At 35.2% G+C, this 16,372-nt stretch carries 13 protein-coding genes and 1 tRNA gene; 3 read left to right on the top strand and 11 right to left on the bottom strand.

Going from position 1 to position 16,372, the window contains the following annotated elements; all coding sequences use genetic code 11:
• Nucleotides 1-16: 16 nt before the first annotated feature.
• Genes dapB through ACNO7W_RS15300 form a run of 4 tightly spaced genes read right to left on the bottom strand, consistent with a single transcriptional unit; the run spans nucleotide 17 to nucleotide 3,012 of the window.
• Nucleotides 17-718, bottom strand: a complete 702-nt coding sequence (gene dapB / locus ACNO7W_RS15315) for a 4-hydroxy-tetrahydrodipicolinate reductase (RefSeq protein WP_417938780.1) — start codon at nucleotides 716-718, stop codon at nucleotides 17-19.
• Between the two features lie 59 nt (nucleotides 719-777).
• Entirely contained in the window at nucleotides 778-1,323 is a 546-nt protein-coding gene (locus ACNO7W_RS15310; RefSeq protein WP_417938779.1) for a DUF5683 domain-containing protein, read from the bottom strand.
• Between the two features lie 17 nt (nucleotides 1,324-1,340).
• Entirely contained in the window at nucleotides 1,341-2,240 is a 900-nt protein-coding gene (locus tag ACNO7W_RS15305; RefSeq protein WP_417938778.1) for a ParB/RepB/Spo0J family partition protein, read from the bottom strand.
• A gap of 4 nt (nucleotides 2,241-2,244) precedes the next feature.
• Entirely contained in the window at nucleotides 2,245-3,012 is a 768-nt protein-coding gene (locus tag ACNO7W_RS15300) for a ParA family protein (protein ID WP_417938777.1), read from the bottom strand.
• Between the two features lie 434 nt (nucleotides 3,013-3,446).
• Here ACNO7W_RS15300 and ACNO7W_RS15295 point away from each other — a divergent pair.
• Both ACNO7W_RS15295 and trxB read left to right on the top strand, forming a co-directional pair.
• Nucleotides 3,447-3,521, top strand: a tRNA-Pro gene (locus ACNO7W_RS15295).
• A 131-nt stretch (nucleotides 3,522-3,652) separates the two neighbouring features.
• A complete protein-coding gene (gene trxB / locus ACNO7W_RS15290; protein ID WP_417938776.1) occupies nucleotides 3,653-4,600 on the top strand; it encodes a thioredoxin-disulfide reductase in 948 nt (315 codons plus the stop codon).
• Between the two features lie 218 nt (nucleotides 4,601-4,818).
• On the opposite strand, the gene ACNO7W_RS15285 is transcribed toward trxB, so the two are convergent.
• The 5 genes from ACNO7W_RS15285 to ACNO7W_RS15265 form a co-directional block, all read right to left on the bottom strand.
• Entirely contained in the window at nucleotides 4,819-5,652 is an 834-nt protein-coding gene (locus tag ACNO7W_RS15285; RefSeq protein WP_417938775.1) for a GIN domain-containing protein, read from the bottom strand.
• Nucleotides 5,653-5,740: 88 nt separating this feature from the next.
• Complete coding sequence (locus tag ACNO7W_RS15280) at nucleotides 5,741-6,481, bottom strand: head GIN domain-containing protein (protein WP_417938774.1); 741 nt, start codon at nucleotides 6,479-6,481, stop codon at nucleotides 5,741-5,743.
• A gap of 2 nt (nucleotides 6,482-6,483) precedes the next feature.
• Nucleotides 6,484-8,220: a PspC domain-containing protein gene (locus ACNO7W_RS15275; protein WP_417938773.1), complete on the bottom strand. Its 1,737-nt coding sequence runs from the start codon at nucleotides 8,218-8,220 to the stop codon at nucleotides 6,484-6,486.
• A gap of 2 nt (nucleotides 8,221-8,222) precedes the next feature.
• Nucleotides 8,223-8,555, bottom strand: a complete 333-nt coding sequence (locus ACNO7W_RS15270; protein WP_314897111.1) for a PadR family transcriptional regulator — start codon at nucleotides 8,553-8,555, stop codon at nucleotides 8,223-8,225.
• Between the two features lie 201 nt (nucleotides 8,556-8,756).
• The gene (locus tag ACNO7W_RS15265) at nucleotides 8,757-9,212 is read right to left on the bottom strand and encodes a DUF4870 domain-containing protein (RefSeq protein ID WP_417938772.1); all 456 of its coding nucleotides are present in this window, start codon (nucleotides 9,210-9,212) and stop codon (nucleotides 8,757-8,759) included.
• A 262-nt stretch (nucleotides 9,213-9,474) separates the two neighbouring features.
• Here ACNO7W_RS15265 and ACNO7W_RS15260 point away from each other — a divergent pair, with 262 nt between their 5' ends.
• Nucleotides 9,475-9,927, top strand: coding sequence for a DUF4442 domain-containing protein (locus ACNO7W_RS15260; RefSeq protein ID WP_417938771.1), 453 nt, complete (start codon nucleotides 9,475-9,477; stop codon nucleotides 9,925-9,927).
• A 332-nt stretch (nucleotides 9,928-10,259) separates the two neighbouring features.
• Here ACNO7W_RS15260 and ACNO7W_RS15255 read toward each other — a convergent pair whose 3' ends face one another.
• A complete protein-coding gene (locus tag ACNO7W_RS15255; RefSeq protein WP_143385889.1) occupies nucleotides 10,260-10,493 on the bottom strand; it encodes a hypothetical protein in 234 nt (77 codons plus the stop codon).
• A 134-nt stretch (nucleotides 10,494-10,627) separates the two neighbouring features.
• Nucleotides 10,628-16,372 (bottom strand): LamG-like jellyroll fold domain-containing protein (locus ACNO7W_RS15250; protein WP_417938770.1); only part of this gene is annotated, 5,745 nt, incomplete at its 5' end.

The following is a 16,372-nucleotide window of genomic DNA, read 5'->3' as shown; positions in this document are numbered from 1 at the left end:
TAAGTTTGAAACAAGTTTATTCTAAATTTAAAACATCTTTCATTGTAAAAACACCTTGTTTGCCTACAATCCATTCAGCAGCAATTACAGCTCCAAGGGCAAAACCTTCACGACTGTGTGCAGTGTGTTTTATTTCTATAGCATCAACTGATGAATTGTAGGTTACTGTATGAGTTCCTGGAACCGATCCAATTCTTTTGGCTTCAATATGGATTTCATTTGCTTTAGGACTCTCTAATGTCCAATTCGTGTAGAAACTATTTTCAATTACTCCTTTTGCTAATGAAATGGCAGTTCCACTTGGTGCATCCAGTTTTTGGGTATGATGAATTTCTTCCATGTCAACCGTGTAGCTGTCGAATTTTGACATTATTTTAGCCAAATACTCATTGAGTTCAAAGAAAATATTCACGCCTAAACTAAAATTAGAACTGGATATAAATCCTCCGTTTTTTGCTGCGCAAAGTGCTAACATTTCATCATAATGTTCTAACCAGCCGGTTGTTCCGGAAATCACAGGAACATTAGCATGGAAACAATTGGAAATATTACTGACAGCTGCTGTTGGAACACTGAAATCGATAGCCACATCAGCATTTGAAAGGCCTTCATAAGTGTTGAATTCATCTTTTTTCAAAACAATTTCATGACCTCTTTCAAGAGCAATTCTTTCTATTACCTGACCCATTTTTCCGTATCCTAAAAGCGCAATTTTCATTTGTTTTAATTTTTTAAATTTAAATAAACATTAACCTGACGGGTTGTATCGTCCTGAAGTTAAAAGTTATAATTAAGAGTTAGTCCGAAGTTTGTTTTGAATGTTACATCATTGGGATAAATATTTGGTCTTACGGATAAGTTTTCGTCAACATTAAACTGCAACAAGGCAGCATCAACATTGGCGTCAACAATATTTAGAACATAAAATCCCAAAGTTACCAAAGCAGATAAGTCCCGATTTCTTTGATAAAATTTTTGTCCGGCAATTAATCGGTTATTGTCTAAGAAAGCAAAATCATCCGTAGTATATCCTTCTAATCTGCTTTTATAGGCATCTCTATATTGATGGTATTTTTTATTATTGCTAATGTAAAAATAAAGACTAGTTCCTATAGCACCGTAAACAAGAGGTATTTTCCAGTATTTTTTGTTGTAAGCTTGACCCAGTCCCGGTAAAACTGCCGAATAAAAGGCTGCTTTTGCAGGTGTCAAAGGATCTATATCATTCGATTTCAAAGTATCTTTTGCTATCAGAATCGCTTCCTCAGTTTTCGATTGCCCAAAAACAGTAGCGTTTCCTACTATAAAGAGGAATAGACCCATGAAAATGATTTTATGCACTACTCGTTTATTAGTTTAATAATTCTGTTGAAATCTTCTTCAGAGTGAAATGGAATAGTGATTTTTCCTTTACCGTTTCCGGCTACTTTTACATCGACTTTGGTTCCGAAATAATTTGTAAAAGTGCTTTTGTGAGCATCTGCGATTTCAAACGACGCTGTTTTAGGTTTGCCGGCAGGTTTTGGTTTTAAACTTTCCTGATAGTTTTTTACTAAAGCTTCGGTATCACGAACGGATAGATTTTGACTAACAATTTTTTGATAAATATCAGTTTGAATATCTTGGTCTTCAATATTGATTATCGCACGACCATGCCCCATACTAATGAAACCATCACGAATCCCGGTTTGGATTATCGGGTCTAATTTCAAAAGTCTCAAATAATTGGCAATTGTAGAACGTTTTTTTCCCACACGCTCACTCATTTGTTCTTGAGTCAATTGAATTTCATCAATTAAACGTTGGTACGAAAGTGCAATCTCAATTGGATCCAAATCATGGCGCTGAATATTTTCAACCAATGCCATCACTAGTGATTCATTGTCATTTGCAATACGAATGTAAGCAGGAACAGTAGTCAATCCCACAAGAGTTGACGCACGAAGACGGCGTTCACCCGAAATCAACTGGTATTTATTGAAGTCTAATTTACGTACGGTAATAGGCTGAATAACGCCTAACTCTTTAATGGAAGTTGCTAATTCTCTCAGCGATTCTTCATTGAAATTGCTTCTTGGCTGGAACGGATTTATTTCAATCGCATTTATTTCAAGCTCAATAATATTTCCTACAACTTTATCGGCATTTTTATCATCAACGGATTTTATATCGTTTTCCGGATCTTTCAATAATGCAGATAATCCTCTTCCTAAGGCTTGTTTTTTTAGTGCTTTTGCCATAAAACTATTTACTGTTTTTCTTTATAACTTCTTGAGCAAGATGTAAGTAATTGGTAGCTCCTTTGCTTGTCGCATCGTAGTTTATTATACTTTCTCCAAAGCTTGGTGCTTCGCTCAGTTTTACATTTCTTTGAATAATGGTATCAAAAACCATGTCGTTGAAATGTTTTTGAACCTCTTCAACTACCTGGTTTGATAAACGCAATCTGGAGTCAAACATGGTCAATAATAACCCTTCAATATCTAAATCTGGATTGTGAATTTTTTGGATACTTTTTATCGTATTTAATAATTTTCCTAAACCTTCCAAGGCGAAATATTCACATTGAATTGGAATAATCACGGAGTCAGCAGCAGTCAAAGCATTCAATGTAAGTAATCCTAGTGATGGTGCACAATCTATGATGATATAATCGTACTCGTCTTTGACACTTTCCAATGCTTTTTTAAGCATATATTCCCTATTTTCTTTATCAACCAATTCGATTTCGATGGCAACAAGATCAATATGAGATGGAATCACATCCACATTTGGAGCGGAACATTTTATGATGGCCTCTTTCGGGGTATGACTGTGTTCTAAAATTTGATAGGTTCCTATTTCAACGTTTTCTACATCAATACCTAAGCCAGAACTGGCATTTGCTTGAGGATCTGCATCTATTAGTAAAACTCTTTTTTCTAAAACACCTAATGAAGCAGCAAGATTTACAGACGTTGTAGTCTTTCCAACTCCACCTTTTTGATTAGCAATCGCGATGATTTTGCCCATTTATTTTTCTAAATTTTGAACCGTAAAAATACAATTATTTATGGTTTCTAAAAATCTATTTTGTTAACATTTGTTAAAGCTTGATTCCTTGCTATTTGACCTATTATCATTTTTTTAATTGAGGTCGTTTTTTGGAGCTATTCCAGCTGTCCGTTTCAATCCCGATGCTTCGGGACTTGAGCTACTCCCTTTTTTTTCTAAAGCCATAAAAGGAGCTTCCTTTGGTCGCTCTTTTCTGTCAAGAAAAAATCGAGAGCAGCCCGTCGAAGCTTTTCACTGCCATCTGGGCTAGAGGAGTTGTGGCTGAATAATGCTTTAGAAAAACAAATTTATTTTAGATTTTCACATTGATTTTCGAACCAAATAAATTTAGTCCTTAATTTCTGAAATAGTTTTGCATAAGCCAAAAATAGTACTATATTTGCACCCGATTTCGGGGTGTAGCGTAGCTCGGTTATCGCGCCTGCTTTGGGAGCAGGAGGCCGCAGGTTCGAATCCTGCCACCCCGACTAAAAATCCTTTCTGTCTCAACAGAAGGGATTTTTTTATTGTAGAATAATAAAAACTGATTATTCAGGTTCTATAATACAGTAATTATGACTTATTTTTGCACTGTTAAAAATTATAATATAATCGTACTATGTCAGATACAATCGAAAAAATTAAATGTCTTATTATAGGTTCTGGTCCAGCGGGTTATACTGCAGCTATTTATGCCGCCAGAGCTAACATGAATCCCGTTTTATACCAAGGAATCCAACCTGGAGGCCAATTAACAACAACAAATGAAGTAGAGAACTTTCCTGGTTATGTTGATGGTGTTACAGGACCTGAGATGATGGTTCAATTGCAAACGCAAGCACAACGTTTTGGTACTGATGTACGTGATGGTTGGGCAACTAAAGTTGATTTCACGGGTGATATTCATAAAGTTTGGATCAATGGCACTAAAGAATTGCATTGTGAAACCGTAATTATTTCTACAGGTGCAACGGCAAAATATTTAGGTTTATCATCAGAGCAACATTATTTAAAAATGGGCGGTGGAGTTTCTGCATGTGCTGTTTGTGACGGTTTTTTCTACAGAAATCAAGAAGTAGTAATTGTTGGGGCAGGAGATTCAGCTTGTGAAGAAGCACACTATTTATCAAAACTTTGTAAAAAAGTAACGATGTTGGTGCGAAGCGAAAAATTCAGAGCTTCAAAAATAATGGAAGAACGCGTTCGTAAAACGGAGAACATAACCATATTGATGAATCACGATACTATTGAAGTACTAGGAGATGAACAAGTGGTTACTGGTGTAAAGGCTTTAAATAAAACTACAAATGAAGTTTTTGATATTGAAGCTACCGGTTTCTTTGTAGCTATTGGTCACAAACCAAATACAGATATTTTTAAAGAATATATCACATTAGACGAAACCGGATATATTGTCAATACCCCAGGGACTTCAAAAACGAATGTTGGAGGTGTTTTCGTTGCTGGTGATGCTGCGGATCATGTATATCGTCAAGCAATAACTGCTGCAGGAACAGGCTGTATGGCTGCTTTGGATGCCGAAAGATATTTGGCTGCTAAAGAATAAAGTCAATTAGATTTTTTTTTAAGATAAAAGATAATAGACAGATAGATAATAGATTTGTTAGATTGTTTTTTAATCTTGCTAACTTTTCAAAATGAAAAAGTCCCATTTGCCTTAGCAAGTGGGACTTTTTGTTGGTTAGATATGAGTTAATTAATTCCAATTTTTATTCCCCCTCCTTTGGAGGGGTTGGGGGAGGAAGGGGTTGGGGAGAGGATTTTCTATTTCAATTTTTTAATCAATTTAGCTTCATCAGCAAATTGTCGCATTTCAATTTTCGGGCTGCCTACAAGCTGAATTTCTGATTTTTCTGCGGCATCGATAATAGCCGCTGTTGTCACATTTAAGCTGCAAGTGGAATAACTTTCGGTGGTTACATCGGCATTTTTTATGGTAAGTTTATTTCCTGTTAAGGTTGAATTATTATCCAATCGGATTATCGCATTAGTCGCGTCACCTTCTATAGTCGCGTTTGATTTTTGGTAGATATCAACTTTCAAATCAATAGTAGTAACTAATGCTTTTAGAGATGAATTTTTACTCAATTCGATGATTGCATTTTCTGATTTTAAATTCAGTTCCGTTTTTGATTTGTCATCAGCTTGTAATATGAAATTCTTGGTATTGACATTCAAATAAAGTTGGGAAAAATCATGGGCTTTAAATGTTAAATTGTCTAATTGAATTTCTTGTATTGCGTTTATAGTTGATTCATTTTTTGAAGTTACCAGATTTAAATCATTGGTATAGGTAACTCTTACAATTAGGTTTTTGTAATTCACCGCTTCTTTAGTGGTATAAATGCGCAGTATATTGTCTCTTAAATCGAATGAAATAATATCGTGTAAATTGTCATCGGCTTCAATTTTTATTTCGGTTTTTTCTCCTCTTTCCAAATGAACTTTGAGATTATCTTCTACTTCAAGCGCTTCAAAATTACCAACGTCTCTTTGCTCAACGGTAACCGTTTTTGATCCTTTTATTTTATCTTTTTTCTGTGCCAATGTCAATGTGGTTGATAAAAGGAGTAGGAGTATGGCAGTATATTTTTTCATTTTCATTTGGATTAGATGTATACAAATATAAAAAAACCATCCACTTTTGATGGATGATTTTATCTAATTTTTGATTAAAAAGAAATTCTTATTCCTGATGAATGCTTCCTCCTGAATTCTCTTCTTTTCGAATTGATTTTGGAACTGTATTATAACTCACGCTTCCTCCACTAGATGCTTCTGCATCCAAGCTTACAATTGGATGTACATCAACAGAAGCGCCGCTTGAAGCATTAGCTTTGATTTCATTTGCCAATAAATTTTTGGAATCTATTGTGCTTCCACTTGACGCTGCTGCATCTAGTTTAAGTGCTTTTCCATTGATGACAATAGTACTTCCGCTACTGGATTCACAAAAAATAGCATCCGATTCAATATTTACATCTATTGAAGCTGCGCTTGAGGATTCCAGTTTAATATTTTCCCCTTTTAATGTATTGCTGCTTTTGATTGTAGCTGCACTGGAAGCCTCTAATCGATTAATAACAGGCATCTTTACCGTTACTTTTTTGGATTTTATATTGTTGAAAGAATTATAATCACAGGCAATAATAAGAACGCCGTTTTCCACTTTGGTGGTGATTTCTTTTTGCAAATTATCATCAGCTTCAACAATGATTTCTGTTTTGTCTGATTGTTCAATGATAAGATCTATAGCATTGCTGACTTCAACATTTTTAAAATCGCCTTGCACAATTCTCTTTTCAGTTGTGACATGGCCACTTCCTTCTATTGATTTTATGTTTATCATGTGATTACATGATGCAAACAATAATGCAACCAAAGTAACAATAATGAATTTTGTGATCAATGTGATGAATTTTATCATGGCTATTTGGTTTTAATGATAATGCCGTCTTTATTGATTTTTAATTCTTGAATGTTGTTTTTTGAATTAATGATAGTGTCATTTTTTACAGAAACTCCGTTTTGATTAATTGTGACCGATGTTTGGGTGCTGTCATCGTTCATGTCATTTTCTACGTCATCATATTCATTTTCATCAGCAGGACAATTTAAACATTTTATTTGTGAGTTTTCTACTTTATAAATGTAGTTGTCAGAACTAAAATGCAAGTTGAAGAACGAATCATCAGATCTGTCATAATCCTGAACAGAAGAATCTGGTTTCAATAAAGTCCCTTCGGGTAGGTATAAGAAGATTTCCACTTCCTGATCACGGAATTTATTAGTCACTTCAGTCAATAAATAATTGTCTAGAATCAAATGATTTCCTTCAATTTTAATAGTATATTTTATTTTTTCGGCTCTTTTTTTGGCATCTTGAAATGATTTTCCTCTTGCCATTTTCTCAATCTGAATGAATGGTAATTTCTCATCAGTATGTAAAATTTGCAATCTCACATTGTTGGAATAAATTAATTGAGCATTTGCAGAATCTTGTACAAACTTGAAGTTTTCCCTGTCATTAATGCTTTTAGTATAATAATCATTGTATCTAAATTTTACATATAAAGTGTCAGTTGGCATGAGATTAATAGTTTCTTTTTGAACAGTTTTTCCTTCGTATGCCACTTCAGATGCTTGTTTTATTCCAATTGAAATTAGGATGGCTATGGCAATTATCCAAAGTGCCAACAATGTATATTTTGCAATATTTCCTATTGGCTTCATATTTGGAGACAATAATTTAAAACCTAAAAGAGTCAAGAAAAAGAACGGAATTCCAACTGCAAAGAACATCAATAATCCAAAAGACCATATTGGATAATCAGTAAAATTCCCCGCTTCAATGAAACTTTGCCAAGGCACATCAATAAAATTCGAAGAACCTAAAGTAAAAACGGCTATTAGTAAAGAAATTAAAGTTGCAATTCCGGTGATAATCAAAATCACCCCTAAAAATTTTGCAAAAACCTTAAAAACAGTCATGATGAAATCACCAAATGAGTTTCCTATTTTGCTGGCACCCGTTTTTATTTGATTGCCATATTTGTCATAATCAACATTTTTTATTTTGCCTGAAACGCTTTCAAACTCTTCTCTAACTTTTTTTTCGATATTCGAAATGTTAACCGGTTCTCCAGTCATTTCTAGTTTTTCGGAAGTCGTAATAGCTTCCGGTGTTACAACCCATAGAATAATATAAGCAAGAATCCCTGTTCCAAATCCAGCAAAAACTAATAATAGCAGAACAATTCTGATCCAAACGGCATCGATTCCAAAATAGTGACCTAATCCTGCGGCAACTCCGCCAATCATCCCTTTTTCTTTGTCTCTGTATAGTTTTTTTGATCTTCTGTTGGAGTGGTCACTATACGTTTGAGAACCTTTCAATTCATCTTCAATGATGTAATCTTCAGGTTGTCCCATTACGGCAATTACCTCATCTACATCTTTTATTCCTACAACGTGTTTGTCACTTATTTGTTTCTCGTTCAATAATTCTGAAACACGCATTTCAATATCTTTTATAATTTCATCATGCCCTGATGAATTAGATAAAGAACGTTTTATGGCATCAAAGTATCGGGTTAATTTTTGGTATGCATCTTCATCTATATGAAAGAACATTCCGCCTAGGTTTATATTTACAGTTTTGTTCATGACTATTGTTTTTGGTTGGTTATAAGGTTTACGGCATCAGATAATTCAGTCCAAGTGCCACTAAGTTCGTTTAAAAAAGCTTGTCCTATTTCGGTCAGACCATAGTATTTTCTTGGTGGTCCTGATGTTGATTCTTCCCAACGGTAGTTGAGTAATCCATCATTTTTCAATCGGGTGAGCAGTGGATAAATGGTTCCCTCCACCACTAACAATTTTGCGTTTTTCAAAGTGTCTAATATTTCCGATGTGTAGGCATCTTTTTCTTTCAATACAGATAAGATGCAAAACTCGAGAACACCTTTACGCATCTGGGCTTTTGTGTTTTCAATGTTCATAATTTCTTTTTTTTGATTTCGATTCGTTTGTTAAACTGTTCATTTTTTGATTGATGATTGATGATTGTTTTTTTGGAGCTTTTCCTGCTGTCCGTTGCAATCTTTTTATTTTTAAAGGAAAAATAAAAAGGATTTTCACTTCCATCAGGGCTATTTGATTCGTTTTATTACTTCTATTATCTTTTAATCTATTTTCTTTTCCTATTTAATAAAAGGAATCGTTATTGGGTAGTTGTATTTTTCTCCATTTGATGTTTTTATGGAAGCATAGATGATTAAAAAGAATTCAGCTATTTTCAAAAGCACAAAAATTAAAACAGCAACTAAACCTACTGTTAACATCCCTATGTTACCCTCGAAACTAAAATTTCTCAAAACAATATCGTGATCATTTATTAAAGCTTCAAAAGGAATATTCTTAAAGAAAGTAATTAGAAATGTAGGTACGGCTATCATAATTAGTATTAAAGAATACAATAACAAACTCAATTGGAAATTCAGCACTTGTTTACCATTATGATCCACAAATTCCGATTTGTCTTTTTTTGAAGACCAAATCAATATTGGGAAAATGTAATTTCCAAAAGGAATAAAATATTGAGTTAAGGAACTCAAATGAGTAAATGTTGCAGCGTTTTTTTCGGTAGTTGTTTCCATGATTAAAAGTATATAGTAATTTCTTATGCAAATATATGGCTAAAAGACAGTATCATGTTTAGCATAGTACTAAATATTAACAAAATATTAACAATATGTTTTTATATGTACGCATAATATTTTTTTGTATTTTAGCAAAAAAACCAGTAATAATGAACTCGCCATGATTCAAAATCCCAAAAATAATAAAGAATGGCGATACCATATTGCTTCGCCTGTTCGCTGTCGCTCGAGTCCTATAAAAAACAAATATTAGCTTCATATGAAACTTACCGTATCAAAACTTAATAAATTTCTATTGTTCAAATTACCATCGGCATTTATCTGTGGCGTACGTGTAAAAGAGATAGATGCCCATCAATGTGTAGTGTCAGTAAAACACCGCTGGATTAACCAAAATCCTTTTCATTCCATGTATTTTGCTGTGCAAGCTATGGCTGCGGAGCTTTCTACGGGAGCTTTGGTGATGTATCAAATTCAAAAAAGCGGCAAAAAAATATCGATGCTAGTGGCTAACAATAAAGGGAATTTCACAAAAAAAGCGACTGGAAGAATAACTTTTACTTGTAATGACGGCCCTTTAATAGAAAAAGCCATTGAAGAAACTATTGCTAGTGGGGAAGGGCAAACCTTCTGGATGAAATCCATTGGAACAGATGAAAAAGGAATCCAGGTTTCCGAAATGGATTTTGAATGGAGTGTAAGAGTTAAATAAAATATGCGTAAATTATTTTATGACAGTCCGCAATATGTTCCAAAGGATAAAATAGGACACACAGATAACACGGATTGAACGGATTTTGCACAGATTTAAATAACAGTTTGATTCACCAAGTAAAAAAATCCGTGTAAATCGGTATAATCTGTACAATCTGTGGGCTAATATTTATGCTTTATAAATGTACAAACGACGAAAATTGTATTCGAAATGATTTTAGTCCGCATTACGGATAGTCATAAATTATTTATATCGGAATTGTAAAAATAGAAAAACGTATCTAAATTTAGAGGCGTTTTTTATGGAGAATCGAATAATTTCGCTTTAGTTTAGCATTTTTTCCCACTGGCTTTAGCCATTGATGCATCACATTTTTTTCCTTCCGCTTTGCATTTTGTGTTACATTTTTCTACTTCTGCTGCACTCATCGCTTTTGATTTTGAATCTTTTTTTGCACAACAAGATTCTTTTTTAGCTTTTTCTTTTGCAACAGTTTTTACTTCTTGAGCGCTGGCATTAATTGCAAATAAAAATATTGCTAAAAGGGTACCTATTTTCTTCATTTTGTTTTATAGTTAAAATTGTATTATTAGTTGAATTAATTTTCAAATATAAAAAGAATAATTAATATCAATTTTATAATTAGGGTTAATATTTAATTAATTAAGCCAGTTTTTATCATTAGAGATAGATTTAGTTATTTAATAATTATCTTTTTACTAAAATCGCCTTTGGAAGTCATAATTTTTGCAATATAGATTCCTGTATTTAAATTTTTAATTGGAATTTGTATATTGTTTTGTTTTATATCTTCAACAATCCAATCTGCTATAGGTTGACCTAATATATTGAAAAGATATACCGTGTTTACCGTTGCGTCAATAAAATTATTCTTGATGTTTAGAACTTTATTGTTATTGGTGTAATATACCATAATTCCTTCATCCAAATTGGTTTTGTCAACACCATATAACTTGTTCACAAATTGTAAGGAGAAACGATTTTTATATTCACCAATCGCGAGTGAAATTGGGAAAGTATTATTTTTAATGTCGTGATAAATTCCGGTTATGTTGTCATGTAAATAAATTTCGAGAGTTTCGGGTATATTTTCTAAAGCGTCAATTTGGATAGTTGCTTTACCTTCATCAGCCACGATAAGTCCGAAAGGGATTATTTGATCATCATTAAAGTTTGGAACCGCCTGAATCACAAACTGACTGTTACTTAATTCCCAATACATATCATTATCATTCATGTCAAACATTTGTGCATCATAACCAATATCAAACTGATTTGTGGTGTTATTGTCCGCACCAACTAATAATTGACGATGTGCACCCACAGTTGAGTCAAAACCAAGTCTGATTTTTAATCTTGTATCCGTTGTTTCTTGTGTTTTTGTGCTTTTAGTTCCCGCAGTTTTCATGAAAATGGAACTCGCCGAAGTTTCTCTGACAAATACCCGTTGACTATTTTTAAAATTAATAAAACCACCATCAACGGTTGTTGTTGTCCCATTTATGGAAGGGTCTAAATAGGCATCTACAAAAAATCCTTGCCCTACGGGTATGTAGCGCCCCGGTCTATTATCTCCAATTTTTCCATCATTTACATTTAAAGGGCTGTCATTGATAGCTTTAACGCCTCCCGTTAAAGTATAAGTTGCATAGCCACCTTGATATTCGGCCAATATATGATTGTCTGACTGACCAAAATGATCCCAGAAATAGAGCGCGCCATTAAATACATTGACACCTGCTCCTCTGCCTGCCAAATTATCTAAAATAAATTCATCGGCATCGAGTGCGGATGGATAGGGATTTCCTACTAAATAGGTTTGGATTGCAGGTAAGGGTAGCGTAATAGTTCCAGAATTAGGCTTTCCAACAAAAACATGATTTTGTAGCGCATTGATTGCTGCTGTTCCACCTGTACCCTTCATGGTAAATCCTTCTCCCACTTTTAATGACCCTGTATTTGCAATATAGTTCCATTGAAAATAGTCTTGCCAATCCGTATTAGAATCTGGTGTTGCTGAATTATAGGACCATATCCAACGGTTACTGATGTTTATGGGAATAGAAAGGGAGCCGTCGGCAAAAAAAGCACCATCACCAAAAGTTATAGTTTTTGGAACAGCGGAATTTGTACCATCCCTTAAAATACCTGGAACGGAGTGTGGCGTATTATTAATGAGCCCTTGAATAGTACTTACGGGTGATGACCAATAATTGTAATTGAAACTGTTTTGTTTGCCTTGTTGATCCCGTTCAATATATCCTAAACTGGTTGCGTCAAAAATACTTTCGCTGAATTGTGTAGTAATAAATAATTGGTCAGTTGGATTATAGGTGCCATATCTCTTTTGTACCAATTGTGATTCTCCTACCAGATCAATAGTACCATTCAATTTTAAATAAAGGGTAATCCATAAGCCCTGACCGTCATTTTTTTCAATTGGAATGGTCGGCGTAGGATCTGCAATTGTTAATCTACCGGCAGTTGAAATTAAACCTAATACGGTAATGTCTTTATTCCCAGAACTAATGTTGTGTGCCGCTTGTACAATATTCCAATCGATTAGAGTTCCATTATAACCAGTACTATTTGGATAATCCCAAACAGAATCACTATATTTCCATGGAGTTGTACCGGCACCTCTATCGGTCCAATTACCATCTCTTATTGAAACATAAGGTAAAGGAGCAGTTTCTTCTTGGGAACTCGTAATATTTCTTAATTTGCCATCAACACCTTTTCCTCCAAAAGGTTTAAGATAACCACAATCGATTAGATTCATACGGTAATAGCCTTTTAAATTTGCCCAATTTAAGGGTTGGTCATCGGTTCCGTCTTTATTGGCATCCGGTCCATTGATATCAATAGGTATTATTTCTCCTCTAACGGCAGCACCATTATTAATGATTTGTTGATTCATCATTTGTCGTACATGGTCTGGGCTTAAACCTACATCCCAAATTCTTAATTCATCCATCCATCCTGAAAAATGATTTACAGGTTTGTTTGGAGGGTTTCCTGTTTGATCCATAGCTCCCGCAATGCACTCAAAGCTATTAATTGTTGGTGCAGAACCAGCAGAACGAATAACTTCAATTCCGTCTATATACAATATATAGATTCCACCACTATAGGTAACAGCAACATGATACCATCTACTGGTAGTTAATGGGAAGGGCGAAGTTATTTTACTTCCATTATTCCAATTAAAGGTTAGTGTACTTCCAACAAGTCTTAAGTCATAACCATCAACAAGACTGTTTGCATTTCGTTTAGATAGAATGGTTTGGATGGTACTTAATGGGTTTGCTGGTTGTGGATCTGGTTTTACCCATACTTCTATACTAAATGCACTACCTAATCCATAATTATTTTTAAAAGCTACATAATCATCAACGCCGTCAAAATCAATAACATCGCAACTGGTTAATGTTACTTGAACATCGCTATAACAGCCAGAAACATCTAGCTTCCATCTCAAAGTATAAACTCCTGCATCACCCGAAAAAGATGAGGTTGGACTCTTCACATCAGAAAAACTATAGGTTCCACATGTATTTGTAGTATTAAAGACGGACCATGTTCCTGTTGCTCCTGTACCTGGATCATCACTAAAAGTATTAGTTGCTAATGGGTAGGCACCTTTAGCCTTATTTTCATCAGCTGTTTTGGTATTGTCATACGCATTAAGATTTACCGTTCTTTCTCCACACTCTGCATTGGTATATCCCATTGCTTCACCGGCATAGGCATAATTTACTGCTACAGTTGCTATTGCCGTTCCGGCTGGATCATATGCTCTACATCCGTTAATTAAACTTGTTGCTCCGTATTTATGGACACCAGGCGATGTGGGCGGGAAAGTATAGGCGACCTCTAATTTATCTCTTATGATATATTGTCCAGGGCTGCCAAGTCCATCAGTCCATTCTAACTCGTCACTATAAGGTTTAACTGGAATTGTAATATTGTCTATTGCCCATACGCTTTCATCAGTCGTTCCGAAAAATGTCCATTTCACTCTAAGATTAGTAAGGCCACCAGCAGGAATTGTTTTAATATATTCATATAAATCAAAACATGAGTTATCGTTTGCAAACATATAATAACTGGCAGTAGAAGGAGGATGATTCTGCCAATCCCAAGTTAATGGCGGGTTTGATGTTCCAATTAATTCTTGTAAGGTAATACCATAATTTGCTCCGCCATCTAATGACAACTCTAACTTGGCATAATCTCCCGCACGTAGGTGATACGCTTGGTCGAAGCAAATAGACGCTTCTGCTAAACCTTTCAAACTAAATATAGGGGTTTCTAAGGTTGTTGGTCCTACACCATACTTATCAGTATAAGCTGTGCTATTATAATTGCCATGGGCCATTCCAAATTTCTTCCCCGCTGTGCCATTATCATATTTTATTATATAGGCAGTACCTACATTTTTAGCATCATTGGTTCCTGTCCAATTGTTGACTTTTGTGTTATTTGCCGCGGCTGTCCATGCCGTTCCTGCTACTTCTCCATCAATTTTCCATTGGGTAGGATCCCACTTAGCAGGAAATTGCCCCGTATTAAAATCCCCACCATTTCCTACATTTACTGTAGAAGTATATCCGTTACGCGCTACTAAAGTAACTGAAGCACCAAGGCATATATTGAAATAATTTTGATCTAAAATTGGTGGGACATCAGGAGGAATAGCATGTACATTTACCATATTTGAATATTTCGTGCAGTTTCCTACTTGAATTAACACTCTAAATAAAGTGGATTTAGTGTTACTAAAATTAAACTCGATATTATATGTGTCAGTATTAATAGGAGTATTAGTATTATCTTTAATAACATTCCATACTGTATCTCCAGCTTCGAATTTTTCCCAACGAACAATTGTGCCTGTTTGACCTGATAAATTTAGTGTTATCGGGTTTGTATCATTAGGGCAAGAAGTGATAGCTATATTATCAGTAGCAGCAGGTTGCGGAACTATGTCACTAATATAACCTGACAAAGATCCTCCGGAAATTGATGGTGCTGTTAGCGTTACATTTTGTGTTTGAGTTGTTGTGTTTCCGTTACCATCGTTGTATGTCCAAGTAACTATTGTAGTTTCTTGAGTTGTAAATGGGAAAGTAATATTAGGGGTTATTGTTATATTTCCAGCAGTGGTACAGTTATCAGTTGCTGTTGGTATTGGTAAATTATCTATTTGGCAACCTGAAAAATTTAACGCAGTTAATGGTGTGTCTGGTACAGGTGCTATTGTATCATCAATAGTAACAGTTTGTTTTGCTATGATTACATTACCATTGCCAAAATCAAAAGACCAATTAACAACATATGGACCTCCTTGCGTTTTATATTCTAATGCATCGTTTGTAGTTCCGGTTACTGTGACTCCACAGTTGTCAGTTGCAGTTTGTGCTGTTAATTTAGCTGAACATTGTTCCGTTATATTAGCATTAGCTAAAGTTACTACTGGTTTTGGATTCACTGTTACATCCACGGTAAACGGCGTACCTGGACATCCGGCAGCAGTTGGTGTAACGGTGTAGCGTATTACGCCTGTCGTTGTTCCTGAATTGGTTAATGTCTGGGTAATTGAAGGCCCACAAGCAGCAGCACAATTACTAAATCCAGTTATTGTTCCACCGGTCGGTGTTGTTTGTATGGCAGCAGTCCAAGTAAATGTTGTGCCACTTACTACTGTTGAGTTTAGTGCAACACTGCTAGTTCTGGCATTACAGATTGTTTGCGGTGAAGCTGAGCCTATGGGTAATGGATTTACTGTTATAGTACCTGTAGCGGTTGTAGTTCCACAACCTCCAGTTAAAGTTACCGTGTAATTGTATGGTGAAGCCACCGACACGGATGGAGAACCCGTGATGGTTGCCACATTTGCTGCCCAAGATCCTGTTACACCTGCCGGTAAACCTGAGAAAGTTGCGCCAGTTGCACCGGATGTTGCATATGTAATGTTGGTAACGGCTGTACTAATGCATTTTGTTTGTGCATCTGTACCCGCAGCCGATGATAAAGCAATTGTGTTGTTGGGTGTTACAATAATTGAACCCGTAGATGTTACAGTTCCACAACCACCTGTTAAGTTTACTGTGTAGTTGAATGTTCCACTTGCTGTTGGAGTACCAGTGATTGTTGCAACGTTTGCCGCCCAAAATCCTGCTACACCTGCCGGTAAACCTGAGAAAGTTGCGCCAGTTGCACCGGTTGTCGCATACGTAATATTGGTTATCGCGGTATTGATGCATCTTGTTTGTGCATTTGTGCCTGCGGCTGATGTTCTTGTACTTGTATTGTTTGGTGTTACAATGATTGAACCCGTAGATGTTACAGTTCCACAACCACCTGTTAAGGTTACTGTGTAGTTGAATGTTCCACTTGCTGTTGGAGTACCAGTGAT

Source organism: Flavobacterium sp. ZB4R12 (genome assembly GCF_048276375.1).
Lineage (GTDB): Bacteria > Bacteroidota > Bacteroidia > Flavobacteriales > Flavobacteriaceae > Flavobacterium > Flavobacterium gawalongense.
This window is presented reverse-complemented; position numbering and strand designations above follow the sequence as displayed.